At 68.5% G+C, this 24507-nt stretch carries 23 protein-coding genes; 1 reads left to right on the top strand and 22 read right to left on the bottom strand.

What is annotated here, in order from left to right; translation table 11 throughout:
- Positions 1–61: 61 nt before the first annotated feature.
- From IPP98_02160 to IPP98_02115, 10 genes are all read right to left on the bottom strand, one after another.
- Positions 62–463 (bottom strand): YraN family protein, encoded by a 402-nt coding sequence (locus IPP98_02160; protein ID MBL0177917.1) that lies wholly within the window; start codon positions 461–463, stop codon positions 62–64.
- Positions 464–618: 155 nt separating this feature from the next.
- Positions 619–2838, bottom strand: a complete 2220-nt coding sequence (locus IPP98_02155) for a DNA translocase FtsK (protein MBL0177916.1) — start codon at positions 2836–2838, stop codon at positions 619–621.
- Positions 2835–3575: a 2-phosphosulfolactate phosphatase gene (locus IPP98_02150; GenBank protein MBL0177915.1), complete on the bottom strand. Its 741-nt coding sequence runs from the start codon at positions 3573–3575 to the stop codon at positions 2835–2837. Before IPP98_02150 ends, IPP98_02155 begins: the two co-directional genes overlap by 4 nt.
- Positions 3572–4948, bottom strand: a complete 1377-nt coding sequence (gene accC, locus IPP98_02145) for an acetyl-CoA carboxylase biotin carboxylase subunit (GenBank protein ID MBL0177914.1) — start codon at positions 4946–4948, stop codon at positions 3572–3574. Before accC ends, IPP98_02150 begins: the two co-directional genes overlap by 4 nt.
- Entirely contained in the window at positions 4948–6120 is a 1173-nt protein-coding gene (locus IPP98_02140) for a PilT/PilU family type 4a pilus ATPase (GenBank protein ID MBL0177913.1), read from the bottom strand. The genes accC and IPP98_02140 overlap by 1 nt, the downstream gene beginning before the upstream one ends.
- The gene (accB, locus tag IPP98_02135; GenBank protein MBL0177912.1) at positions 6113–6592 is read right to left on the bottom strand and encodes an acetyl-CoA carboxylase biotin carboxyl carrier protein; all 480 of its coding nucleotides are present in this window, start codon (positions 6590–6592) and stop codon (positions 6113–6115) included. Before accB ends, IPP98_02140 begins: the two co-directional genes overlap by 8 nt.
- A 59-nt stretch (positions 6593–6651) precedes the next feature.
- Positions 6652–7212, bottom strand: a complete 561-nt coding sequence (efp, locus tag IPP98_02130) for an elongation factor P (GenBank protein ID MBL0177911.1) — start codon at positions 7210–7212, stop codon at positions 6652–6654.
- A 21-nt stretch (positions 7213–7233) separates the two neighbouring features.
- Entirely contained in the window at positions 7234–8316 is a 1083-nt protein-coding gene (locus tag IPP98_02125; GenBank protein ID MBL0177910.1) for an aminopeptidase P family protein, read from the bottom strand.
- Positions 8309–8749 carry a type II 3-dehydroquinate dehydratase gene (gene aroQ, locus IPP98_02120; GenBank protein ID MBL0177909.1) on the bottom strand — a complete coding sequence of 147 codons (441 nt, stop codon included), beginning with the start codon at positions 8747–8749 and terminating at the stop codon, positions 8309–8311. The genes IPP98_02125 and aroQ overlap by 8 nt, the downstream gene beginning before the upstream one ends.
- Entirely contained in the window at positions 8746–9609 is an 864-nt protein-coding gene (locus IPP98_02115) for a hypothetical protein (GenBank protein ID MBL0177908.1), read from the bottom strand. The genes aroQ and IPP98_02115 overlap by 4 nt, the downstream gene beginning before the upstream one ends.
- A 151-nt stretch (positions 9610–9760) precedes the next feature.
- On the opposite strand from IPP98_02115, the gene IPP98_02110 reads away from it, so the two are divergent.
- Complete coding sequence (locus IPP98_02110; protein ID MBL0177907.1) at positions 9761–11599, top strand: peptidyl-prolyl cis-trans isomerase; 1839 nt, start codon at positions 9761–9763, stop codon at positions 11597–11599.
- Positions 11600–11684: 85 nt separating this feature from the next.
- On the opposite strand, the gene IPP98_02105 is transcribed toward IPP98_02110, so the two are convergent.
- The 12 genes from IPP98_02105 to IPP98_02050 form a co-directional block, all read right to left on the bottom strand.
- Positions 11685–11939: a twin-arginine translocase TatA/TatE family subunit gene (locus IPP98_02105; protein ID MBL0177906.1), complete on the bottom strand. Its 255-nt coding sequence runs from the start codon at positions 11937–11939 to the stop codon at positions 11685–11687.
- Positions 11940–11952: 13 nt separating this feature from the next.
- Positions 11953–12225, bottom strand: a complete 273-nt coding sequence (locus IPP98_02100; GenBank protein ID MBL0177905.1) for a DUF4321 domain-containing protein — start codon at positions 12223–12225, stop codon at positions 11953–11955.
- Complete coding sequence (locus IPP98_02095) at positions 12225–13217, bottom strand: polyprenyl synthetase family protein (protein MBL0177904.1); 993 nt, start codon at positions 13215–13217, stop codon at positions 12225–12227. Before IPP98_02095 ends, IPP98_02100 begins: the two co-directional genes overlap by 1 nt.
- Complete coding sequence (locus IPP98_02090; protein ID MBL0177903.1) at positions 13214–15163, bottom strand: tetratricopeptide repeat protein; 1950 nt, start codon at positions 15161–15163, stop codon at positions 13214–13216. The genes IPP98_02095 and IPP98_02090 overlap by 4 nt, the downstream gene beginning before the upstream one ends.
- Before the next feature lie 165 nt (positions 15164–15328).
- A complete protein-coding gene (tatC, locus tag IPP98_02085; GenBank protein MBL0177902.1) occupies positions 15329–18928 on the bottom strand; it encodes a twin-arginine translocase subunit TatC in 3600 nt (1199 codons plus the stop codon).
- 26 nt (positions 18929–18954) lie between these two features.
- Positions 18955–19773, bottom strand: coding sequence for an outer membrane protein assembly factor BamD (gene bamD / locus IPP98_02080; GenBank protein ID MBL0177901.1), 819 nt, complete (start codon positions 19771–19773; stop codon positions 18955–18957).
- The gene (locus IPP98_02075) at positions 19773–20372 is read right to left on the bottom strand and encodes an OmpA family protein (GenBank protein MBL0177900.1); all 600 of its coding nucleotides are present in this window, start codon (positions 20370–20372) and stop codon (positions 19773–19775) included. Before IPP98_02075 ends, bamD begins: the two co-directional genes overlap by 1 nt.
- 14 nt (positions 20373–20386) lie before the next feature.
- Positions 20387–21679, bottom strand: coding sequence for a PD40 domain-containing protein (locus IPP98_02070; GenBank protein ID MBL0177899.1), 1293 nt, complete (start codon positions 21677–21679; stop codon positions 20387–20389).
- Positions 21676–22347 (bottom strand): TonB family protein, encoded by a 672-nt coding sequence (locus IPP98_02065; GenBank protein MBL0177898.1) that lies wholly within the window; start codon positions 22345–22347, stop codon positions 21676–21678. The genes IPP98_02070 and IPP98_02065 overlap by 4 nt, the downstream gene beginning before the upstream one ends.
- Positions 22344–22766, bottom strand: coding sequence for a biopolymer transporter ExbD (locus IPP98_02060; protein MBL0177897.1), 423 nt, complete (start codon positions 22764–22766; stop codon positions 22344–22346). The genes IPP98_02065 and IPP98_02060 overlap by 4 nt, the downstream gene beginning before the upstream one ends.
- Before the next feature lies 1 nt (position 22767).
- Positions 22768–23172 (bottom strand): MotA/TolQ/ExbB proton channel family protein, encoded by a 405-nt coding sequence (locus IPP98_02055; protein ID MBL0177896.1) that lies wholly within the window; start codon positions 23170–23172, stop codon positions 22768–22770.
- A gap of 299 nt (positions 23173–23471) precedes the next feature.
- Positions 23472–24428: an NAD-dependent epimerase/dehydratase family protein gene (locus tag IPP98_02050; protein ID MBL0177895.1), complete on the bottom strand. Its 957-nt coding sequence runs from the start codon at positions 24426–24428 to the stop codon at positions 23472–23474.
- Positions 24429–24507: the final 79 nt, after the last annotated feature.

Genomic DNA, 24507 nt, shown 5'->3' with positions numbered 1-24507 from the left:
AACCGAATCTACCCCGAAGCAAGAGTCTCAATGTGTAGTATTTTGCGCCACAGGTGCCGAATTAACGCCAACCGGGCCGCCAGGCGTCCTCGATGTGGGTCAACTGAGCCGCTGGCCCCATCCCGTCGAGGGTCATGACATCGAAGCGGTACTGGTCGCCGGTCTGGCCGTGGCGGAGGAGCCAGGCCCAGGCGAGTCGCTCGATGGTGGCGCGCTTGCGCGGTCCGACCGCCTCGGCGCCCATCCCGCAGGTCGCCGAGCGACGGCATTTGACTTCGATGAAGGCGACCAGGGAGCCGCGTCGGGCCACCAGGTCGAGGTCGTGGCGGCCGAGCCGGAACCGATGGGCCTCCACGCGCCAACCCTGCTTGGTGAGCCAGCGGCCGGCCACAAGCTCCGCCTCCCAGCCATCGCGATGGCGGGGGTCAGTCCAGAGGTCGGGAGCGCGGCGGGGAGTGGACACGCGAAGAAGATCGCGTGGGTGGAAGGACCGGCGGGGTACGGGGGAGTGCAGGGCGGTACGAGAAAATGGATGATGGATGATAGATGATAGATGATGGATAAGGACTCGACCGCAACGTCATCATCCATCATCCATCATCCATCATCCATCATCCGCTACACGTACTCGTCCAGCTGATGCATCCCGATCATCACATCTCGCGGCTTGCTGCCGTTCGGCGGGCCGAGGATGCCGGCGTCGTGGAGCTGGTCGATGATCCGGGCGGCGCGGCCGTAGCCGATGCCGAGGCGGCGCTGGAGGAGCGAGGTGCTGCCACCCTGATGCTGCAGGCAGAGTTCGGCGGCCTGCTTGAAGAGCGCGTCGCGGTCGCCGTCATTGGCGCCGCCACCCTCCTCCCCTTCCCCGGACTGCGCGCGCACCAGCTCGAGGATGTCGTGTTCCTCGCCACCATGCGCGGCGACGTCGCGCTGGGCGGCGTACCACGCCATCGCGCGCTCGGTCTCGTCGGTGCTGATGTAGGCGCCCTGGATCCGCTGCGGCTCGTTGCGTCCCGGGGGGAGGAAGAGCATGTCGCCGTTGCCGAGCAGTGCCTCGGCGCCGTTCTGGTCGAGGATGGTGCGCGAATCGACCTTGCTCGCCACGCGGAAGGCAATCCGCGACGGGAAGTTCGCCTTGATCAGGCCGGTGAGGACGTTCACGCTGGGGCGCTGCGTCGCAAGGATCAGGTGGATGCCGATCGCGCGCGCCTTCTGCGCCAGCATGGCGAGCGGCCGCTCCACTTCCGCCTGCACCGTCATCATCAGGTCGGCGAGCTCGTCGACGATCAGCACGATCATCGGCAGTTCGCCCTCGGTGTACGTGTCGCTCCACGGCTCCCCGGGCGGCGTGTCCGGCGCTTCCTTCGCAATGGTGGTCAGCGAGGGCTTGGCCGACGCCGGATTCTTGAGCGGCTTGCCGTCGCGCACCTTCTTGTTGAAATCGAGCAGCTGCCGCGCGCCATTGGCGTGCAGCAGCGCGTAGCGGCGGTTCATCTCGTACACCGCCCACTTGAGCAGTGTCGCGGCGTCGTTGTTGTCGGTCACGACCTTGTGCCGCAGGTGCGGCAGGTCGTTGTACATCGACAACTCAACCATCTTCGGGTCGACCATCAGCAGCCGCAACTCGCGCGGCGTGTAGCGATAGATCAGCGAGGTGACGATGGTGTTGATCGCCACCGACTTGCCGGAACCGGTGGCGCCCGCCACCAGCAGGTGCGGCATCTTCGCGAGGTCGGCGACGACCGGCTTCCCCTCGACGTCGCGCCCGATCGCGATCGGCAGCAGCGCGGTCGAGCTCCGCCAGGTATCGCTCGCCAGCAATTCGCGCAGCGTGACCATCCGCGGCTTCGGATTCGGAATCTCGACGCCCACCGCGCCGCGCCCGGGAATCGGGGCGACGCGCAACGACTGCGCCCGCATCGTGATCGCGAGGTCGTCGGCGAGCGCCACGATCCGCCCGGCCTTCACGCCCGAGGCGGGGACCACTTCGAACTGCGACACGGTCGGCCCGCTGGTGATCCCGGCCAACGTGCCCTCGACCTTGAAGGTCTTCAGGGTGGCGAGCAGCAACTCGCCCAGCCGTTGCAACTCGGCCTCGTCGGCCTCGACGTTGCCTCCCTTGGGGAGGTCGAGCAGGTCGAGTGGCGGCAGTGCCTCGTCGACGGGTCGCGGCGGCGGCAACGGCAGCTCCAACTCCTCCGCCATGGTGCGCTTCTTCGGCTTCGCCTTCGAGGGTTGGAAGAGTTCCTCCTGCGAGACTTCCTCTTCCTCCTCGGCGTCGACCGGCTCGGGCTCGACGACGCGCTTCACCGGCACGGCACGCCCCACCTTGAGCGGCGCCGGCTCGGCGGGCCGTTCGAGTCGCTGCAACGGATGCCAGGCGAGCGTGCCCAGCGTGGTGGCCGTCAGGACGACGAAGCCGAGCAGCAGCCCGCCGGCGGTGCCGATCGAGTCCAGGGCGCTGCGTGCGAGGAAGCCCGGAAACCATCCGGTCACCCGGGCGGCCCAGCTCCACTCCTGCGGTGGCAGGAGATAGAACGACTGCTCGGCCCGGACCAGCACGGCGATGACGTACGGAATCAGGATCGCGCCGCCGAGCGTGAGAATCGCGGCGCGCTTCATGTCGAGGCGCGGCAGCCGATCAAAGCCCGCCAGTCCCAGCAACAACCCGAGCAGCGGGGCACCGACGGCGCCGAGACCGAGCGCCTGCCAGAGTGCCGGACCGATCGCGGAGCCAAGCGGCCCGGTGACGTTGAACGGCAGCAGGGCAAGCGCGAGGAACGCGCCGGCCACGAGCGCGAGCACCGCCCAGAGCTTGCGACGATTTTCGCCGCTCATGCGGCCGCCGCCAGCGTGATGCGACGATCGTGGTAGGTGGGGAGCACCGGGTGAGTGTCGATCTGCCCGGCGGCCTCGACATCGGCGCCGAAGCCGAGGCGAATCAGCTCACGGCCCGCGGCCGAGAGGGCCAGGGCGCGGTCGATGCGGTGGCCATAGCGGCGCACCAGGTCGACCGAGACGATGGCCGCGTCGTTGAGACCCTTTCTCGTGCGGCGGCCACCGAGTGCCTCGGTGACAAACCGGCCGGCGAGATAGGCGTCGTCCATGCCGAAGCCGTGTTCGCGGCCGGCGCAGAGCACCAGCACGTCCCGCCCCGCGGCCACCGCATCCCGGAGTCGGGCGCCGACGACGCTCAGGTTCACCGCCGCGCCGACGAGCACCTCGTGCGCGCCGGCGGTCGCGAGCAGGGCACGCGTCCCGTTGGTGGTGGTCATCACGAGGGTCTTGCCACGGACCGTCTCGGGGAGCATCTCGCCCGGCGAGTTGCCCAGCTGGAAGCCGGGGATGCGCACACAGTGGCGCTCGCCGGCGAGGAGGACGTCGGTGCGGTCAAGCGACTGTGCCAGCGTGATCGCCTCGTCCGTCTCGGCCGCGACGATCACGGCGCGCGCCCCGTGGTGCAGCGCGGCCGTGATGCTGGTGGTGGCGCGCAGGATGTCGATGACGACGACCGTGCGCCCCGCCACGTCCGCTGTCGGAAGCCCGAGCGGCGTGAAGGCGACGTGGACGGTCATCCCTCGCGCGACTCGCCGGGCGCGATCTCCGGGCGGAGCAGTTGCGCCTCGCGCTCGAGAAACTTGGTGTCGACATTGCCGGCGACGAAGTCCGGATGGCGGATGACGCGCGCCAGGAAGGGGATCGTGGTGGTGACACCCTCGAGGATGAACGAGTCGAGCGCCTGTCCGAGCCGCGCCAGCGCCTCGGTCCGGTCGCGGCCCCAGACGATCAGCTTCGCGAGCAGCGAGTCATAGTACGGCGGCACGGTGTAGCCAGCGTAGACGTGCGTGTCGACGCGGACACCGGGGCCGCCGGGCGGATGGTAGGCGGTGATGAGTCCCGGGCACGGCTGGAAGTTGCGGTAGGGATCTTCGGCGTTGATGCGCACCTCGATCGCGTGACCGACCAGCGGCGTGATGCCGAACGAGAGCGGCTCGCCGGCCGCCACGCGGATCTGCTCCTTCACCAGGTCGTGGCCGGTGACCATCTCGGTCACGGGATGCTCGACCTGGATGCGCGTGTTCATCTCCATGAAGTAGAACGAGCCGTCCTCGTCGAGGAGGAACTCGATCGTCCCGGCGCCGGCGTAGTCGATCGCCGAGGCGAGCTGCACCGCCGCCTCGCCCATCCGCGCGCGCAACTCGGGGGTGAGCGCCGGCGACGGCGACTCCTCGATCAGCTTCTGGTGGCGGCGCTGCACGGAGCAGTCGCGCTCGCCCAGATGGATCACGGTGCCGTGCAAGTCGCCGAGCACCTGGATCTCGACGTGCCGCGGCCGTGCGAGATATTTCTCGACGTAGACATCGCCATTGCCGAAGGCGGAGAGCGCCTCGTTCTGCGCCAGCGAGAAGAGCTGCGGAAAGGAGTCGGCATCGTGCGCGATGCGCATTCCCTTCCCGCCGCCGCCGGCCGTCGCCTTGATGATCACGGGGAAGCCGATCCCCTCGGCCACCGGCAGCGCCTCCTCGACGTCGCGCATGATCCCCGGCGACCCCGGCACCGTCGGCACGCCGGCTTCGGCGGCGAGGCGCCGTGCCGAGGCCTTGTCGCCCATGGCGCGGATCTGGTCGCCCGTCGGACCGATGAACGCGATGTTCGACGCGCGGCAGGTGTCGGCGAACTCCGCGTTCTCGGCGAGGAAGCCGTAGCCCGGGTGGATCGCATCGGCGCCGGTCACTTCCGCGGCGGCGATCAGGTTCGGGATCCGGAGATAGGAGAGCCGCCCCGGCGGCGGCCCGATGCAGACATCGTCGTCGGCAAACCGCACGTGCAGCGATTCTCGGTCGGCCTCGCTGTACACGGCGACGGTCCGGATGCCGAGTTCCCGACAGGCGCGAATCACGCGGAGCGCGATCTCACCGCGATTGGCCACCATCACCTTGCGAAACATCAGCGTCCCAGGTCGTTGAAGGTGCGATCGGAGGCGGCGCTGATGCCCGACACCCGCAGCGCGAACTCGCTCGGGTTGGTGGCATTCCGCACGGCCTCGTCGTACGCGATGGTCCCCTCCTGCAGCCAGCGCATCAGCGACTGGTCGAAGGACTGCATCCCGTAGGACACGCCGCCCTCGGCGATCAGGTCGGGAATGTTCAGCGCCTTGTTCATGTCGCGGATGTTGTCGGCGACGGCGGCGGAGTTGACGAGGATCTCGATCGCGGGCACGCGGCCCCGACCATCGGCCCGCGGCACCAGGCGCATCGAGATCACCGCGGCGAGCGCGGTGGAAAGGAGCATCCGGATCTCGCCGTGCTGGAACGGCGGATAGAACGACAGGATGCGCGAGATGGTCTGCGTGGCATCCGTGGTGTGGATGGTCGAGAGCACCAGGTGGCCGGTGTCGGCCGCCTTGAGGGCGGTGTCCATCGTCTCGGAGTCGCGGATTTCGCCGATGAGGATGACGTCGGGGTCCTGCCGCAGGACGTGACGGAGGGCCCCGCCGAACGACATCGTATCGGAACCGACCTCACGCTGCGACACGCTGGAGAGCTGGTCGCGGTGGAGGAACTCGATCGGGTCCTCGACCGTGATGATGTTCACGCGACGGGTGCGATTGATGTGCTCGATCATCGCCGCGAGCGTGGTCGACTTGCCGGAGCCGGTGACGCCGGTGACGAGCACCAGGCCGCGCGGACGCGACGCCAGCGCCTCGATGACCGGCGGAAGCTGCAGTTCGCTGATGGTGCGCACTTCGTACGGAATCGCGCGCAACGCGAACGCGACGGTGCCCCGCTGGTTGTAGAGATTGGTCCGGAAGCGGCCGATGCCGGGCACGCCGATGCCGAAGTCCATCTCCTTCGTCTCGGCGAACTCGCGCGCCTGCCGCGGCGTCATCAACTGCTCGCCGAGCTGCTTCAGGTCCTCGGGCTTGAGCGGCGGCATCGGCAACGCTTCGAGGTTGCCGTTCACGCGCACGGTCGGCGGGCGTCCCGCCTTGAGGAGCAGGTCGGACGCGCCCCGCTGGACCATCTGCACGATGGCCTGGCGGAACTGGAAGCCCCCACCCGGTGCATCCGTGGCGACGGGGCCGACGCCGACGACTTCCGCCGGGGCCTCGTCAGCCATTCGGGTCCACGCGGAAGAGCACCTGTCCGTATTCCACCGGCGAGGAATCCTCGACGCCGATCTCGCGGACAATGCCCGACACTTCGGCCTCGATCTCGTTCATGATCTTCATCGCCTCGATGATGCAGACCGTCTGCCCCGCCGTCACGCGCGACCCGATGCGGACGTACGGCTCCGCTCCCGGTTCCGGCTGGAGATAGAGGGTCCCCACCATCGGCGAGCGGACCTCCTTGAGTGTCGACGGCAACGGCGCCGGCGCGGAGTCCGAGGCCGCAGGCGGCAACGCGGCCATGGGGGCCGAAGTAGCCACGGGAAGCTGGTACATCGGGGCCGCCGGCGCGCTTGAGGCGACACCGTGCGAGGTCCGGGTGATCACCACCCCGGTGCCGAAGAGGCCCTTCAGTTCGATCGAGCCGATCTCGGGCTGCTCCCGGAGGAGCGCCGCGAGCCGACGGACGTCGCGAAGGTCGATCCCCTTGAGACCGGGCATCTTTTCCATCGCGCGGGCGAGTTCCTGCATGTCGTCAGGTGTCATACGCGGGTCAGGTACTTGTCCTCGCGCCGGTCGACGCGAATGAGTGTCCCGGGTTCAATGAAGAGCGGCACCTGCACCACCGCGCCGGTCTCCAGGCGGGCCGGCTTGGTCCCCCCGGTGGCGGTGTCGCCGCGGATCCCCGGGTCGGTCTCCACGATCTCGAGTTCGACGAACATCGGCAGCTCGAGGAGGATGACCTGTTCGTCATGCACCAGGCCGGTGCATTCCATCCCTTCCTTCAGGTACTTCAACTGGTCGTCGCCGATCAACGCCGCCGTGAGCGGGATGTCGTCGTACGATTGCAGGTCCATGAAATGGAACGAATCGCCATCCTTGTAGGAATAGGTCATCGGCCGACGGTTGAGCTCGACTTCGGTGAAGCGCTCGCCCGACGGGAAGGTCCGCTCGACGACCAGACCGGTCCGGACATTCCGGAGCTTGGTCCGCACGAAGGCGCTTCCCTTCCCCGGCTTCACGTGCTGGAAGTAGACCACCTGCAGCAGCTTGCCGTCCTGCTCCATCACTATCCCATTGCGGATGTCCGCGGTACTTGCCACGCCGTCTCCTGCCCCAGGCTCTCAGATCGTGAGTAGATCGGTGTGGCCGTTGCTCAGGAGGACCGGACCGTCGGCGGAGAGCCAGACGTCGTCCTCGAGGCGGACCCCACCCCAACCGGGAAGATAGATCCCCGGTTCAATCGTGACCACCGCCCCGACCGGGAGGAGCCCGTCGGAGGTGGCGGCAAGTCGTGGTGATTCATGGACTTCCAACCCGATCCCGTGCCCCAGCGAATGGCCGAACGCCTCGCCGTAGCCCGCTTCGGCGAGTGGCGTCCGGGCCAGCGCGTCGGCCTCCCGGCCGGTCATGCCGGCCCGGACCGCCTCCCGGGCGACCCGCTGGGCGGACTGCACCAACCCGTAAATCCGCTGCTGACGCTCATCCGGCGCGGCCCCGACCACCACGGTCCGGGTGATGTCCGAGCAGTAACCGTCGACGATCGCCCCGTAGTCGATCAACAGAAACTCGCCCCGGCCGATGACCCGCTCCGACGTTCCCGCATGCGGGAGCGCCGACCGCGGTCCCGAGGCGACTATCGTCTGGAACGGGTGCCACTCGCTGCCGCGAACCCGCAGCGCCGCCTCGAGTCGCGCGGCAACGTCAATCTCGCGGTCGCCGGCGCGGATCGTCGGCAGGACGGCGTCCAGCGCCTCATGGGCCAACGCCGCGGCCGCGCGAATCGCGGTGAGTTCGTCGTCGTCCTTCACCTGCCGCTGCCCCTCGACCAATTCACTGACCGGGCGGAAGCGACCGCGAGCGGCGCCCTCGAGGCGTTCCGCATCTCGCACCGTGAGGCTGGTGGCCTCGAACCCGATCGCCTCCAGCTGACGCCGCTCGACCTCGCGACGCACCCGCTCCCAGACCGAGGCGCGCTCGATCACGACGTCGGCCGCACTCCCTGCCTCCTGCGGCGCCTGGGTGGCGTAGCGGAAGTCGGTCAGCAAGAGCGCATGCTCGGCCGTCAGGAGCAATTGCGCCGCCGAACCGGTGAAGCCGGTCAGCCACCGGATGTTGGGGAGGTGGCTCACCAGCAGCGCGTCGAGTCCCTCGGCGACCATCGCCCGACGCACCGAGGCCTGCCTCGCCTGGCGGCGATCAATCATCCCGCAGGATGCCGGCGAGTGCGTCCAGGGCGAGCAGGTAGCCGCGCGCGCCGAGCCCGCTGATCATCCCGATGGCCTGGTCGGCGGTCAGCGAATGATGCCGGGCCGCTTCGCGACGATAGAGGTTCGAGAGGTGCACTTCGATGAACGGGATCGGCGCCGCAAGGAAGGCATCGCGCAACGCGAGCGAGGTGTGGGTGTACGCGCCGAGGTTCACGATCGCGCCATCGGCACGGCCGCGCAGCCCCTGCACCAGATCCACCAACTCCCCTTCGTGGTTGGACTGGATCCACTCGATGGCCACGTCGAGCGTCTCGGCGCGGGCGCGGACCTGCACCTCGAGCTCCGCGAGCGTGGTGGCGCCGTAGATCGACGGCTCGCGCTGGCCGAGGAGATTGAGGTTCGGTCCGTTGAGGACGGTGATCCGGATCATCGGCCGAGCCCCTTGAGCCAGTCCTGAAACGCGGTGAAGTCGGCCGTGTCCCGGGCGGCCGGCAACGGCGCCTCGTAGAAGGCATCGAAGCCCTCGTCCCGCGCGGAGACGGCGGGGGCGGCGGCGGCCACGCGGGCGAGCCATTCTCCGAGCGGGGTGCCGCCGCTGACGGCCGAGTCGAAGGGGCGCGGGCGACGGGCCTGCAGGTCGCGCTCGATCGCCTCGGCCCGGCCGACGAACTCGACCTGCTCGGGGTGACGATCGGCCAACGTCCGGAACGCTGCCGCCGCGCGATCGAGGTGCCCCTGGTGGAAGAAGAGGTTCGCCAGCGATTCGGTGACCAGCTCCGGCGCGTCGCTGTCGGCGTCGGCCGCATCGTCGTCGGGCCAGAGACCGCCGTCGTTCCAATCGTCCTCGGCCGCCGTCTCCGCCTCGAAGACGGCGATGGCTTCCGGTGGGGCGGTCGAGTCGGCGAGGTCAGGCGCCGGGCCGACCCCGGCATCGTCCTCGGTGGCCTCGGCGACCATCAACCAGGCGCGGGAGCCCTCCGGGTCGCCGGAGGCCGCTGCGAGGCCGGCCAGGGCCTCCAGCACCACCGGGTGGCTGGGATCTGCCCCAAGGGCGCGCTGGAGGGTCGCGGACGCCCCTGCGAGGTCCCCTTGGGCTTCGCGGACCTTGGCGAGGGCGATCAGCCCCGGCACCAGCTCGGGGTGCCGCGACAGTCCAACCAGTGCCACGGCCTCTGCCTCGGCGAGCGCCCCGGCCTTGCGGAGCCCATCGGCGAGCGCGGCGAAGGCCGTCCCGTCGGGGGCTTCCGCCCAGCGGGCGGCGAGGTGGTCGAGTTCGGGGCTGTGTGACATCCGGTCCTGCGCAGCGAGAGGACAAGGGGTGGGAGGCCAACACTAGCGTCCCCGGTGGCGGTGTCAAGGCGACCCCCGGCTTGAGGTTCCCCCCTCGCCACCCTAGCTTTGCGGGCTGTTTCCTTCTCAGTCCGGAGCTGGTTGACCGCCTATGATGCAAGCCTTCCGCAACGCCGCCAAGCCGGTCGTCCTGCTGATCACGATCACCTTCCTCATCTGGATGATCGTCGACCTCAGCGGCATCACCGGGTCGGGCGGGTTCATGACGAACACCTCCGTCGGCTCGGTCAACGGTCAGAAGATCGAGTCGCGCCTGTATTCGGCCGCGGTCCAGAACGCCGTCACCCAGCAGGGTGGCAGCCTCGGGATGGACGAACTCGAGAAGGTCCGTGACGACGTCTGGGAGCAGCTGATCCAGAACGTCTCGCTGACCAGCGAGATCGAGCGCCGCAACATCACCGTCACGGCGGACGAGGTCGCGGACGTGCTCCGCAACGTCCCGCCCGACGAGGTGCAGACTGCCCCGGACTTCCAGACCAACGGCAAGTTCGACATGTCGAAGTACCAGCGGTGGCTGGCGTCGCCGGTCGGACAGCAGTTCATCCCGCAGCTCGAGGCGCGCTATCGCGAAGAGTTGATGCGGCGGAAGCTGCTGGTCGCGATCACGGCCGACGCCTACCTCTCCGACCCCGCCCTCTGGGAGCGCTACCGCGACCAGAAGGAACTCGCCAAGATCTCGCTGACGGCGATCATCGGCCAGAGCCTGATCTCGGACACGGCGGTCAGCGTCACGCCCGCCGAAGTCGAGGCCTATTACGCCGCACACAAGAAGGAGTTCGAGCGTCCGCGCTCCGCCTTCATGAGCTTCGTGTCGGTGCCCCGCAACCTGGATGCCTCGGACTCGGCGGCCGCGCTCGCGCGGGTCACCGCGATCCGCGCCGAGCTGGTCGGCGGCGCCCCGTTCGCCGAAGTCGCGCGACGCGAGTCGAGCGACGGCAGCGCGGCCAATGGCGGCGAGCTCGGCACCTTCGCGAAGGGGACGATGGTGGCGCCGTTCGACACCGCCGCCTTCTCGTTGCCGCTCAACACGCTGAGCCAGCCGGTCAAGACGTCGTTCGGGTATCACCTGATCGAGGTCTCCAAGCGCACCGCCGATTCGGCGACCGCGCGGCACATCCTGATTCCCTTCGAGCTGGCCGGCACCCACCGCGACCAGGTCGACGCCATGGCCGATTCGCTCGAGCGCCTGGGCGCGGAGCATCTCGATCCGGCCGCGCTCGACACGGTGGCGCGGGTGCTCCGCCTGCCGATCGGCCAGACCGGCGCCGTGCAGCAGGGGGGCCGGGTGCTCCTCGGGCCGTACGTGATCCCGGATGCCGGCGCGTGGTCCATGCGCGCCAAGCAGGGCGAGACCTCACCGGTCATCGAAGGGGAGACGGCGTTCTACGTCTTCCGCCTCGACTCGATCGCCGAGGCCGGGACACCGACGCTGCAGCAGATTCGCGGCACGGTGGAGCGGCAGGCCCGCGAGGACAAGAAGGACGAGAAGGCCAAGGCGATCGCGAACGAGTTGATCGCACGGGTCAAGGCTGGCACGCCGTTGCCCGAGGCGTCGAAGGCCCTGGGCCTGTCGAATCGCGAGTTCCCTGCCTTCGCCCGGGTCTCCCCGCCGATCAGCAACGCCAAGCTGGTCGGTGCCATCTTCGGGCTGCGTGACGGCCAGACGTCCGACGTCATCCAGACCGACGAAGGCCTCTACGTGGTGCAGATGATCCAGCGCCTGCCCGCGGACTCGCTCGCCTTCGTGACCGGGAAGGACCAGCTGCGCGCCGATGCGATCCAGGGGATGCGGCAGGAGCGGATTCGCCAGTACCTGGCGTCGCTCCGCAAGGCGGCGAAGGTGGTCGACAAGCGCGACGCCCTCTTCAAGACCAACGCGCAGATCGAGGCCACGGCGCCGATCGCGCAGCCCGGTGCGACGGGTCCCTGATCGACTGACTCGCTGACGGAAGAGGAAACGGGCCCCCGAGTCATCGACTCGGGGGCCCGTTTCGCGTGGTGGGAAACTGCGCGGCTTACTGCGACAGCCGCTTCGGCTCGCCGCCCGCCGGGATGTCGTCGGTGGCGTCGATCATCCGCTTCGGGGTCCGGTCGTCCGAGGCCGGCGGCACGTTCAAGACGGCGTCCTGCGTGTCCTTGAACGAGCGCTGAAATTCCCGAATGCCGCGTCCCATGGACGACCCGATCTCGGGGAGGCGCTTCGCCCCGAAGAACAGGAGCACGACGCCCATGATGATCATGATCTCCATGAAGCCAAGATTGCCGAACATCGCCTACTCCGGGTCAGAAGAGGGATCGAGCTCCGTAGTACGCCATCGCGACGCCAATCAGGCTCAGAACCGTCACATGCAGCCCCATGGGGCCAATGGTGAACGATACCACGAGGAGATCCACGGACACAGGCCCCAGGGAGGGGGTGACGGCCGTGGTGAAGAAGCTGCGGGCGGCGCTTTCCGGGAGGAACCGCTCCAGCAGCGCCGAGAGCAGGCCGCCGGTGACGAATCCGGCCGCGAGGACGCCGAGATAGAACCGAGGCCGACGAGGTCCGGACGCCATCAGCGCCTCCGTTCGAGAACGTAGCCGAGCGAGGCTCGGAGGATGTCACGTGCAGGCGTATCAGGAAGCAACGCGAGTTCCTCCTCGGCCTCGAGGATGAGTCGCTGGGCGCGATCCCGCGCGTAGTCGAGGCCGCCATGCGCTCGCACCGACGCCACCACGCTGGCGATGGCGTCGTCGCTCGGGGTCGGATCGCGCATCAGCGCCTCCAGCTCGGCCCGCTCGACTGGGGAGAGCCTGGGAATCGCGTAGATGAGCGGAAGGGTGACCTTGTGCTCATGGAGGTCGAGTCCCGACGGCTTGCCGGTGGTGGTCTCATCGGCGGTGTAATCGAGCAGGTCGTCGGTGATCTGGAAGATCATCCCGAGCTTCTCCCCGAAGGACGCCAGCGCACGACGCTGGACCAGCGGGGCCTCAAGGGCGCCGACTTCGCACGCCCCGGACATGAGCGAGGCGGTCTTCGCCTTGATCAGGAGGTCATACTCCGGCTCGCCGAACGACAGCGGGTCGTCCGCCAGCAGCTGCCGCATCTCGCCGACCGTCATCTCGGTGGTGACGCGCGAGAGGATCCGCAGGGCGTCGAGATTCCCCAATCGCACCAGCTCCACGACCGCGCGCGAGTAGAGGAAGTCGCCCATGATCACCGACACCTGATGCGAGAACAGGGCGTTGATCGTCGGCATGCCGCGGCGCAGCGTGGAGTGGTCGACCGAGTCGTCGTGTACCAGGGTCGCGAGGTGGATCACCTCGATCACCGCAGCGAAGGTGGCCGCCCGTTCGGTCGGCCCCCCGGTGGCCTGGTCGGCGAGCAGCACCAGCGTCGGGCGGAACATCTTCCCGCGCATCCGCAGCAGGTGCTGATTGACTTCGCTGATGAGCGGGAAGTCCTCCTCGATCATCCGGCGCATCTCGGCCGAGACGTCGTCGAGGCGGCCCTGCACCGGCGCCTGCAGATCGGTGAGCGAGGTGGGGCCCAGCTGCGGGACGGTCACGCCGAAGGCTCCGCCGCAATCCGGATGATCCGCTCGGTCGCGTCCATGAAGCTCACCTCGACCGCCAGCACGCGCTCGTAGAAGCCGCGCGCCACCTCGCCCTTCCCTTGCGCCTCGAGGGCGCGCCCCAGCCAGTAGAGCACGCCGATCTTCTCGGCATCATCCTCAGGGCCGCGCTCGACGCTGCGCAGCACGGCCTCCGCCACCGGAGGCATCCCCTTCTCGAGGAAGGTGGCACCCAGCGCTTCCGCCGTGCGCAGCCGCCCTTCGTTGGAGCGCATGGCCTTCTGGAACTCGCCGATGGCCTCCTCGAGCAGCCCCATCTCCTTGAAGGCGATGCCGAGGTCGTAGTGCGCCTGATGGTCTTCCATCGGGAGATTCTGGTCGAGCGCCCGCTTGAATTCGGCGAGCGCCTCACGGAAGGTCTCGTCCTCGTCGGCAGAGATTCCCGTGGTCTCGGTGCGCATCCGGGTGCTGCGCGGCCCGGCGTCGTCGATGACCATCGCGCCGAAGTCGACGAAGCCTTCCGGTACCACCGGCGTGCTCCCCTCGGGGACCATCGCGCGCAGGGCGGCGCGTGCGGCGGGATTCAACTCATCGAGCTCGAGCAGACGGCGCCAGACGGCGATCGCCTTCTCCTCGCTCCCGGCACGCACCAGTGCTTCGCCGAGTGCCTGATAGGCCTCGCACAGCTTCGGCGTGTCCTTCATCTTCGCTGCCACTTCGACGCGCGCCTGGTAGCGATTGATCGACTGCGGTTCGGCCTGAATGAGTTCGCCGGACACCTGCCAGGCGTGCAGTGGTTCGTCGCGTTCGACGTAGAGCTCGAGTGCGCGTTCGAGCGCGACGATGCCGCGCGCCCGGTCGCCGTACTCGAACAGCGCCGCCGCGGTGACGCGCTGGCCGAGTGGATCATTGGGGTCGGCGTCCGGCGGCGCCACCGGCGCGGGGGCAGCCTCCGTTTCCGGCGCATGGGCCGGCACGACCCCACCAATGTCGATGAAGACCACGTCGCTGAGCGCCGCCGCATCGGGCGACGGCGCGATTGCCTCCGTCGGCGCGACGAACTCGCTCTGCTCCAGCCCATCGAGGCGCACGGCGTTGTCCGGCGTGGCCGCGGACTCGGGACGGCCGCCATCGAACCCCTCGACCTGCGCCTGCTCCCCCATCTCCGCCGCCATCCGATCGACGTCGAGCAACCCCGCCATCGTCCCTTCGGGGCCGGGGCGGTGGTCGGGCGCGTCGACGCTGCTCGACTCCAGGCCAGCGAGCGCATCACCATCGCTCGGACGTTCGATCTCCACCCCACCGAGCACGGTCGATTCAAGCTGGAGGCTGGCGGGAGGTGCGACTTCGGATGCCCGCTCGAATTCCACCGGCCCGGTATCGATGAAGATCAGGCCCTGTCCACCCTCGCTTCCGCCGAAGGTGCCGGTCCCCTCATCGCCCTCGGCCGCGTCGCGCCCGAGCAGTTCGTCCATCACCTTGCGCAGTTCGCGCCAGCCACCGAACGTCGCCCCGAAGCGCTCGAGCGACTCGCGGGATTCGTCACCCTGTCCGACCGTCGTCATCCGATCACGATATGCCGTCAGATTGGCGCGCACGTCGAACAGCATTCGCTTCCGCGCCTGGTAGGTCGCGAGGTCGAGGTAGGTGCGGATCCGGCTCGGCTCGAGTCGCAGGATCTTGTTGCAGAGCGCGATGGCATTATTGGTGAGGCCGTGCTCGCCGTACCGCGAGGCCGCCTGCTCCCACGCCTGACACGCCGCGGCGATGTTGCCGAGGCGATGCTCAAGGTCGCCGATGCGATTGTAGAGCGACGGGTCCTCGCCCTCGGACTCGCCGGCACCCTCCCGGGCAGCCTGACGGTACAGCTCGATCGCCTCGCGCCATTCCTCGCGCTGTTCGTGCTGGCGCGCAGCGACTTTGAGCTTGTCAAGCGTCATGGTCGACCGGGGTGAGGGAGTGGGCCAAGTGGCGACGGGACTTACGCTTGAAGAGTAGGCCCCGCATGGGCTCTGGGCAAGCGCCACGGGCCGTCATCGGGCCGTCCACGGGCTCCGAGGCAGTATCGGTTGCGTGGCACCGAGCGGTAGCGCGCGCGGGGCGGCTCACGGCCGGAGGGTCGTCTGGTTGTAGTCGAATTTCAGGTCCGGCAGGGAGAGCAGGAAGACCGAGAAATAGAGGGCGTAGTTGCCGTTGGCGTTCTTCACGAAATTGAACTGGGCGCGCCAGTCGTGGAGGTCACGGGTCAACTGGACCTGTTGCGACTCGAACCGTCCCAGGGTGGCGTTGTACTGCGTCGACCAGGTCACGCTCCAGAAGGTGGTCGGCGAGAACGAGGTGTTGAGGCCGATGCTGCTCTGGGTCGTGGAGAGCCCCGGGAGGACGATCGGGATGCTCCCGAAGGGGTCGTTCGGGTTGACCGGATCGACGACGGTGGCGCCGCCGGTGGGGCGCTGCCGCGAGAGGGACCAGGTGAGCGACGCGGTCAGCCCGCGCCCGCCCGTCGGCGCCGCGGCGTCGAACGAGGAGAACGCCCCCGGCCGGAAGCGGCGCGGGCCGACCGGCGTCAGCGGTGGCGGTGCATTGGTTCGCGTCGGCCCCTTGGAGGCGAGGCCGAAGAGCGCGCCGATCGATCGAAAGGTCGAGGACGAGAGCGCCAGGTTGGCCTGCACGTTCGACAGGAAGGGTTCGAAGGTCGCGGTGTCGTAGCCGACCCGCCCCTTCCAGAGGTCGTGCGTCAACGAGAGCTGGAAGCCCGGCACCAACTGACTCTGCAGCGAATTCGTCAACGCCGGCGTGACCCAGCCTGTCCGCCCCGGTTCCTTCGCCTGCTCGAAGTCGTAGCCGATCGAGGAGGTCGTCAGCGTCAGGACGGAGATCGGTTGACGCTCCGGCGTGGCGCTCGCGGAGGCGAGCTTCCCGCCGGTGGTATCGGCGGCGGCGGAATCGGCGGCCGAGCGCTTCAGCTTCACTTCGATGTTCTGCGACAGCGAGATCGACGCGAGTGTCGTCGCCGGCGTCTTGGCCCGAAGCCCCGTGATCCCACTCCCGGCAAGGGCGTCGATGTAGTCCTGCGAGAGCGCCGCCGCCGGCGAATACTGCATCGAGAGACTCGGCGCAAACTTGTACCTGGTCCGCGCGACCGGCCCGAAACCCTTGTTGAGGAAGCCGTAGAAGACCGGGATCGACTGCAGCGCGAACTGCGGCTTCTTCCCCTGCATCACCCACTGGCCGTTGCTCCCCGGCGTCCGCACCAGCAGCGGCCCGTTCGTCACGTTGGTGATCCCGATCGACGGCGTCAGGTTCCAGGTGCCCTTGAACAGCTGCCGGAGATCGATGCCGGTTTCCCAGTCGATCCCGCCGTAATAGTCGCCGCCGCGAATGGTGGTGATCCGCACCGAATCGTTCGGGTCCGGCGTCTCGAGATCAGGAACCAGCGCGCCGATGACCCGACGGGAGCGCTGAACCTGGTCGAACACCTTCACGTTGTTGCGCCAGTTGAAGCCGGCGATGTTGAACGGTGTGGCGATGGCCAGGTTGGTGGTGCGAGTGGAGCCGGTGCGCACCAGCGAATCGAGATTGCCCGGACCGAGCAATGGCACCGTTGGGATCGGCTGCTTGAACGTCGTGACGTTCGTGAACGACAGCGTCGGCGACCAGGTCGCCGGCCCGAGCCGGAGCTGCGCCGGCGTGATCGCCAGACTGGGCAACGTCATCGAGCCGCTGCCGTCGCTAACCGTCTGCCGGCGCGTGGCGCCGATGTTCACGGTGCCCCAGCGAAAGCGACGCGTGAAGTTGGCGTCGCTGCTGATCTGCTGGGTGCTCTGCAGCGGATCGACGGAGTTGCTCTGCACCACCCGCGTGTCGCTGACGTAGTTGGCGCTCAGGTTGAGCGACGTGGCGGCGCTGAACATCTGCTGGTGGTCCCAGTGCGCCGAGAGCGCGGTTGTGCCGTCGCTCTGTCGCGTCTGGTCGACGCCGAGGCCGCCGCGCAGGAACCGATCGAGCCAGCGATAGCGCAGCTCGCCGCCGTAGCGGATGTACCGATTGGCATACCAGTCGAGTCGCGTCGTGACATCGAGGTAGTCGTTCGGTGCCCAGTAGTAGCCGATGTTGGTGACCTGCCGATTGTAGCTGCGCGACGGGCGCACGATGTCGTTGAGCCCGAATTGCGGAATCAGGATGCCCGAGCGGCGGCCCGCCTTGGTGTCCTGAAAGAGGAACGGCAGCCACATCACCGGCACGTCGCGGATGTAGAGCACCGCCGGCCGGGCCACCAGCACCGACTGCGCCACCCACTTCACCTGCCGCGCCTCGAAGTGGTAGTGCGCAATCGGCAGGTCGCAGGTCGTGAACTCGCTGGACCCGGCCCACAATCGTTTCGCCGTCGAATCGACCTGCAGGTTGCCGCGCACGAACCAGTTGGCGCCGAGTTCGTCGAACGACGTCAGCGCGTCGCTGAGGATCGCCTTTTCGGCGCCTGTCTCGGTATCGAAGGTGATGGTGCGTCCGATCAGGATGTCGGTGCCCTGGAAGAGCTTCGGCTCCCCCTTCGCGAACACCATCCCCTGACCATCGTCGTAACGGATCTCCTCGGCCTCGAGCGTGGCGGAGTCACGCACCGTGGCCGCCCGGCCCCGCAGGTCGATCCAGTTCGAGTCCGAGACCATCCGTGCCGAGTCGGAGAGGTACCGCGTCACGGCAAAGCCCTCCCGACCGAGGAGGGCCTGCATCAACGAGTCGGGCTCCGGAAACTTGCGCACCGGCCCGGTCGGGAGGCCGAGGCGCTTGGCCGTGGCGGAGTCGACGACTCGACCGCCCGGCGCCCTGCCGCGGGGAATCGTGTCGGGCGGCCGCGCATCGAGCACGCTGCCGCCGATCGGCCGCGGCACCTGCCCGGCGGCCCGCGCCGGCGTCGCCAGCAATCCACCCAACACCAGCAGGAGCATCGCCGCCTCGGCGACCCGCTTCCGTCCCTTCCGCTGCGCGAGATAAGAACCGAGGACGCCGACCTCGTAGAGGATCAGCAGCGGCGCCGTATACAACAGCATCGTCAGGACGTCGGCGCCGGGCGAAAGAAACGCCCCGGCGATGAAGGAGACCACGACGGCATAGCGTCGAATCGCGTGGTACCGCTTCGCATCCATCACGCCGAACGCCGCGAGCAGGATCATCACCAGCGGCAACTCGAAGCAGAGCCCGAGCGCCAGCGTCGACTGGACCAGGAAGGAGAAGTAGTAGTCGAAGGTGATCTGGTTGTTGAAGGCGTCGTTGCCGAGCCAGGTCAGCAGGAACTTGAGCGTCATCGGCACGGCGTAGCGCCAGCCGAGCCACGCGCCGCAGAGGAAGAGGCCGAGCCCCGCCACCAGCGTCGGGATGATGGCCTTCTTCTCCTTCTGGTACAGCGCCGGCGAGAGGAAGCCCCAGAGCTGCCAGATGATCACCGGCGAGGCGAGCACCAGCCCCAGCGCAATGCCGAGCTTCATCACCACCATCACCGACTCGGTCGGTGAGTGCAGCGTCAGCTTGCCGCCCGGGATGTACGGGGCGATCGGCTTGGCGAGTTCGACGACGAGATTGAAGTGCAGCACCAGCCAGAGGCCGAGGCCGACGCCGACGACGATCGCGCCGAGCACCCAGAAGATGCGCTGGCGCAGCTCCTCGAGGTGGTCGAGGAACGGCATCTCGCCGGTGGAAGTGGCCATGGTCGGAGTCGGGGGCTGCGGGGCGGCTAGAGCGGCAGGGTCTTGAGACGATCCTGCGCCAGCTCGTACTCGTCGGCCGCCCGGTACCGCGGCGAGACCACCTGCTGGAAGTAGCCTCGCGCCGCGGCCAGGTCGCCGCGGTCCTGCGCCATCACGCCGAGCTTGTAGAGTGCGGCGGCGGCCCGCATCGACGCCGGGAACTCTCGCACCACGCGGCCGAACGAGACCTGCGCCGAGTCGGTCCGCTGCTCGCGGAGAAAGGCGTCGCCGATGTAGAACGCCGCGTCCGGGGCGTAGCTCGAGGTCGGGTACGCCTTCAACAGCTCGCGGAAGGCGTTCCGTGCCGTCCCGAAGGCATTGATCCGCAGCGACTGCTGCCCATTGGCATAGAGCACGGCGGCGCTCGGCGCGCCGGCCACCGGCGCCGGGGTGGTGACCGGGCTCGTGGTCGGCGTGGTGCTCACGACGGTATCACCAATGCTGATCGCCGCCGCCGCCATCTCGCTGCGCGCATCCAGCTGCGCGCGCAGTTCGCGCAGGCCCTGCTGACTCTGATCGATCCGTTGCTGAATCGCGAGGATCTGCTTGCGCGCCTCGAGCAATTCGGCGGTCTGCTCGCGGCTGCCGCGGTCGACCCGATCGAGCGTGCGGGTCACCGCCATCAGGGAATCCATGGCCCGGGTCTGCATGGCGATGATGCGGGCAAGCTCCGCGGCGCGCGCCGAATCGGCGCGCTCCTGGTTGCGCTGCATCACGGCGACCTGCGTCTCGACACGCCGCACCTGGCCGGGCGTGGCGCAGGCCGCGGCTCCGAGCAGGCAGAGCGCGGCGTATCGAGTGCGCATCAGTTCGGCTTCACGAGTGACTGGCCACCGGCAGTGATCTCGAACTCGTCACGCCGGTTGCGCGCCCACGCCGCCTCGTTGGAGCCGGCATCGATCGGCACTTCGCGGCCAAGCGACGCGACCTCGACGCGACCCGCGTCGATCCCCTTCCCCGTCAGATACGCCTTGGCGGCCACTGCGCGGCGCATGCCGAGCGCGATGTTGTACTCATCCGAGCCGCGCTCGTCGGCGTGGCCCGTCACGCGGATCTTCAGCGCCGGATTGGCGCGGAGAATCGCGGCCTTGCGATCGAGGCGCGCCTGATCGTCGGCCGAGATGGCGTCCATGTTGTAGTCGAAGTGGATCGTCTCGGCGATCTCGTTCACCAGCGAAGCGCGGGCGGCCTCGGCAGCGGCCGCGGCGACGCGGAGCTTCTCGGCGGCAGCCGTCTGGGCGGCACGGATCGAGTCGGCGATCTGGCGGGCCCGCGCATCCGAATCGACGGCGGTCGTCGGACGGGTGACCGGCTGCGGCGTCGTGACCGGTTCGGCCTTCTTCCCGCAGGCGGTGGTCAGGAGCACCATGCCCATGAGGGCGGAGACGAAAGTACGCTGAGACATGCGATCCTCGTGGGTCAGGGTGTCGTCGCGCGGAGCGACGGCGACCAGGCGGGGAGGCGTGCTCCTCCCGGGGTGGAAATCTGTCGGGACGCCGAGGTCTCGGTGTCGAGCACCCAGAGCTGGTCGCGCCCACTGCGGCTGGACTTGAAGACCACGTGGCGCGAATCCGGCGCCCAGCTCGGGTCCTCGTTCCGTCCGCTGCTGGTCACGGCGCGCACGGTCCCGCGCGCCACGTCCAGAATGTTGATCTGCCGGCCACCGGCCAGGTCGCGGTGGAAGACGATCTTGGTACCATCCGGCGACCAATCCGGTGCCTGGGACTCCGCGGAAGCGTCCGACTCGAAGACGAGCGCCTGCTGACCCGAGCCGTCGGCGTCCATCACGTAGAGGCCCGGCCGGCCGCCCCGTTGCGAGATGAAGGCAATCCGTTTCCCGTCGGGAGAATAGGTGGGCGAGAGGTTGTCCGCCAGCCTCCCGACCGTCGTCAAACGGTGCACACAGCACATCTGCGCCAGATCGACCTCGAAGATGTCCGACCCGTCCTCGCCGCTGCGAGTGAAGGCCATCCGGGACCCATCCGGCGAGATCGCGGCCGAGTAGTTCTGGTTGGTCGTCGTGGTGGGGATGGTGACCCGACTCCCGGTCGCCAGCGACTGGAGGACGATGGTGCCCACCTGGTCGCGCATTTCCGTGTAGGCGACCCGTACGCCATCCGGATGCCACGTCGAGGAGAGCGTGATCCCGCCGGGACGTGACACCCGGACCATGTTCTGCCCGTCGCTGTCGATCCGGAAAATACCGTCGTCGGTGCCGTTCGACTTGGCCAGCTTGAAGAGGATCCGGGTCGCCGCAATCCCCTTGGCCCCGGTGATCCAAGTCACCACCTCGTCGCTGACCCGATGGATCGCCATGCGGGACTCACCCACGCCACCCCGATCGAGCGGCCGAACACCCTGCTGGGTGACCGTGCCGGTCGCCGCATCGTACAGCTTGATCTCGATCCCGCCGGGAGCCGGCTGCAGTTCGACCACCGCCGCCGCGCCGAGGAGCTTGTAGATCCCCACCTGCAACGCCCCGGTGATCCGGGTGCTGCTGTCGGGCAGGGCAATGACCTCGAAGCGATCGGAGAAGGTGAGATCCCGCTCGATGATGGCGCGCACCGAATCGAGGCCGGCCGCGGCCGCCACCACGATGCCGGGGCGGACGCCCGGCGGGCCGTAGGAAATGCCCGTGCGCACGCCGTCCTGCGCGGCGAGGGGCAGCGCCAGCAGCGGAAGCAGCATCAACAGGCGGAACGATCGAATCACTGCGGCCCCTTCGGGGTGAAGAAAAAGGTCACGGGGAGCGCGTCCCCGGGGAACGCCGCGGGCAGCGGCCCAAACGCCTTGGCATTGCCTGCCGCCTCGATCGCCGCCATCGCCGCCGCATCAAAGCCATAGCTGCCGGACTTCACGGTCACCTCGATCCCGGTGACCGAGCCGTCCTTGAGGATCGTGAAGGCGACTTCGGTCTTGAGCGGACGCGACAATGTCGGTTGCGCCCAGCGGACGCGGACCTGCTCGACGATGTTGTTCACGTAGCCCGGGAACGCCCCCTGAAAGCCCGCCTGCTTCACCGTGACCTGATCGCGCCCCGTGCTTGGCGTCTCACCCGGTGCCGGCGTGTTGGTGGACCGCACTGGCAGCGGCTTCTCCTCTTTCACGCCTGGCATCGGCTTCGGCTTGGGCTTCTCGGGTTCGGGCTTCACCTTTTTGGGTGGCTTCACCGAGGGGGCGACGTCGGGATCGTTGGTCGGCGTCGCCTCGGTGGCCGCGCGGCGCGGGGCATCGGACGGCAACGGTGCCGCCAGCAGGTCCACCGCATAGACGAGCGGCGCGTCCTCCGTTGCACGACCCACGGTGACGAAGACGAGGCCTGCCAGCACCCCATGCGCCATCAGCGTGCCCACGAGCCCGGCGCGCTGCGACCCCATCATCGGCCGTCGGGCTCCGCCACGATCCCGACCGAGCTGATCCCCGTCTTCCGTACCAGGCCAAGGACCGTCACCAAGTCACCGCTGCGGCCATCGGCGTCGCCGCGGATGTAGATCGCCTTCGGCGCCTTGCGCTGCACGATGCCCGGAATCATCCGGCGGAAATCTGCCATCGTCAGCACCTGATCCTCGACCGCCACCCGCCCGTCGCGCGTGACCGAAATCGTCAGTGCATCGCGATTGGCAATCGGGGTGGTGGCCGCCTTTGGCAAGCGCACTTCGATCCCGCCCTGCATCATCGGGGCGGTGACCATGAAGATGATCAACAGCACCAGCACCACGTCGACGAGGTTGATGATGTTCACCTCGGCGTTGAGCGTGCGGCGCCTGCGCCGGCGCCCGAGTCCGCCAAGCCCTGCCATGCTAGAGGAGCCCCTCGCGACCCAATGCGCCGATCGTCTCCTGCGCCGTCCGCTCGAGCTCGCCTTCGACCCGCTCGAGCCGCGCCGTGAAGATGTTGTAGAACACGACGGCCGGGATTGCCGCGCCGAGGCCCGCCGCCGTCGCCACCAGCGCGTCGGCAATGCCCGGGCCGACCGAGGCGATCGTGCTCGACCCGCCGGCCGAGATGCCCTGGAAGGCGTTGATGATGCCGAGGACGGTGCCGAAGAGGCCGAGCAATGGTGCGGTGGCGCCGATGATGGCGAGCCAGGGAATGAGGCGACCGGCACGCTCGGCGGTGCGACGCACCACGCCGTCGAGCGCCATGGTGAGCGCCTCGAGCTGCGTGAGCGAGAGACCACTGCGGGTGACATTGGTGCGGGCCATCGCCGCCTGGAGGTCGGCCACGTACGACCCGGCCGTGTGCACCACCTCGGCGTAGGGCGAGCGCCCGAGCGCCGTCGCGGCCTGCTCACGATCGGCGACGGTGCGCGCGCGGCCGATCGCGTCATCGAACGCCACGCGCTGCGCACCCAACCGCCGAAACTCCCACCACTTGGCGCCGATGACGTACCACGAGACGATGGAACAGATGCCGCAGATGATCAGCACCACCGTCGTCTCGGGGCTGGCGCTGAGCACCAGATCGAGCAGACCGCCGGCGGCCGGGGCTGCCTGATCACCCATCAGCGGACGGTCCCTTCGAACCAGCCGGCCAGCGCCTTCATCCCTTCGTCGAAGGAGACCTGCGGCGTCCACCCGAGCACGTGCTCCGCCTTCGAGACGTCGAGGCACGAGCGCGCCAGCTCACCCAGGCGCGGCTCGGCGTATTCGATCACGGGCTTCACGCCGATGGCGTTGCCGACAAAATGTGCGAGGTCATTCACGGAGGTCTCCCGGCCAGTGGCAATGTTGTAGGCGGGGACGTCGAGGCGGTCTCCACGGGACACAGGGGCGGACCCCGAACCCGCGAGATAGTTGGCGCGCGCCACGTCGCGGACGAAGACATAGTCGCGCGTCTGCGTCCCGTCGCCGAAGATCGTCAGCGGCTGGCCGGCCAGCAGGCGCGAGACGAAGATCGAGACGACACCGGCCTCGGACTTCGGGTCCTGACGCGGGCCGTAGACGTTGGCATAGCGGAGCGCGACGCCCTCGAAGCCGTGCAGCGTGCCGAGGACGCGGAGGTAGTGCTCACCGGCGAGCTTGCTGACGCCATAGGGGGAAATCGGCAGGTTGGCGGTCGGTTCCGGCGTCGGAATCACCGCCGGGTCGCCGTACACCACGCCACCGCTCGAAGCGAACACCACGCGCTTGACCTTGCCCGCGGCAACACCAGCGAGAATGTTGGCAAAGCCGACGAGATTGATCGAGGCGTCGAGTGCGGGCTCATGCACCGAGACGCGCACGTCGATCTGCGCGGCCTGGTGAATCACGACATCGAAGCCGCCGTCGGCAACGAGCTGGAAGGCCTCGGGGGAGCGCACGTCGGCCTTGATGAAGCGCGCCCCGCTCGGCACCTGGTCCTGCTTGCCGCGCGAGAGGTCATCGAGACAGGTGACCGACCAGCCGCCCGCGAGATACGCCTCGGCGATGTGGGAGCCAATGAAGCCTGCGCCGCCGGTGATCAGGACTGAACCGCTCATGGAACGCCTCCGCGGCGGGCGCAAAGTGCGCCCGCCGTTGGGGTGGGAAGAATTGACGGGGAAAGATAGCCGTGGCCGG

This window comes from Gemmatimonadota bacterium (genome assembly GCA_016720805.1).
GTDB lineage: Bacteria > Gemmatimonadota > Gemmatimonadetes > Gemmatimonadales > GWC2-71-9 > Palsa-1233.
The sequence above is the reverse complement of the archived record's forward strand: the minus strand, read 5'-3'. Positions and strand labels throughout refer to the sequence as shown.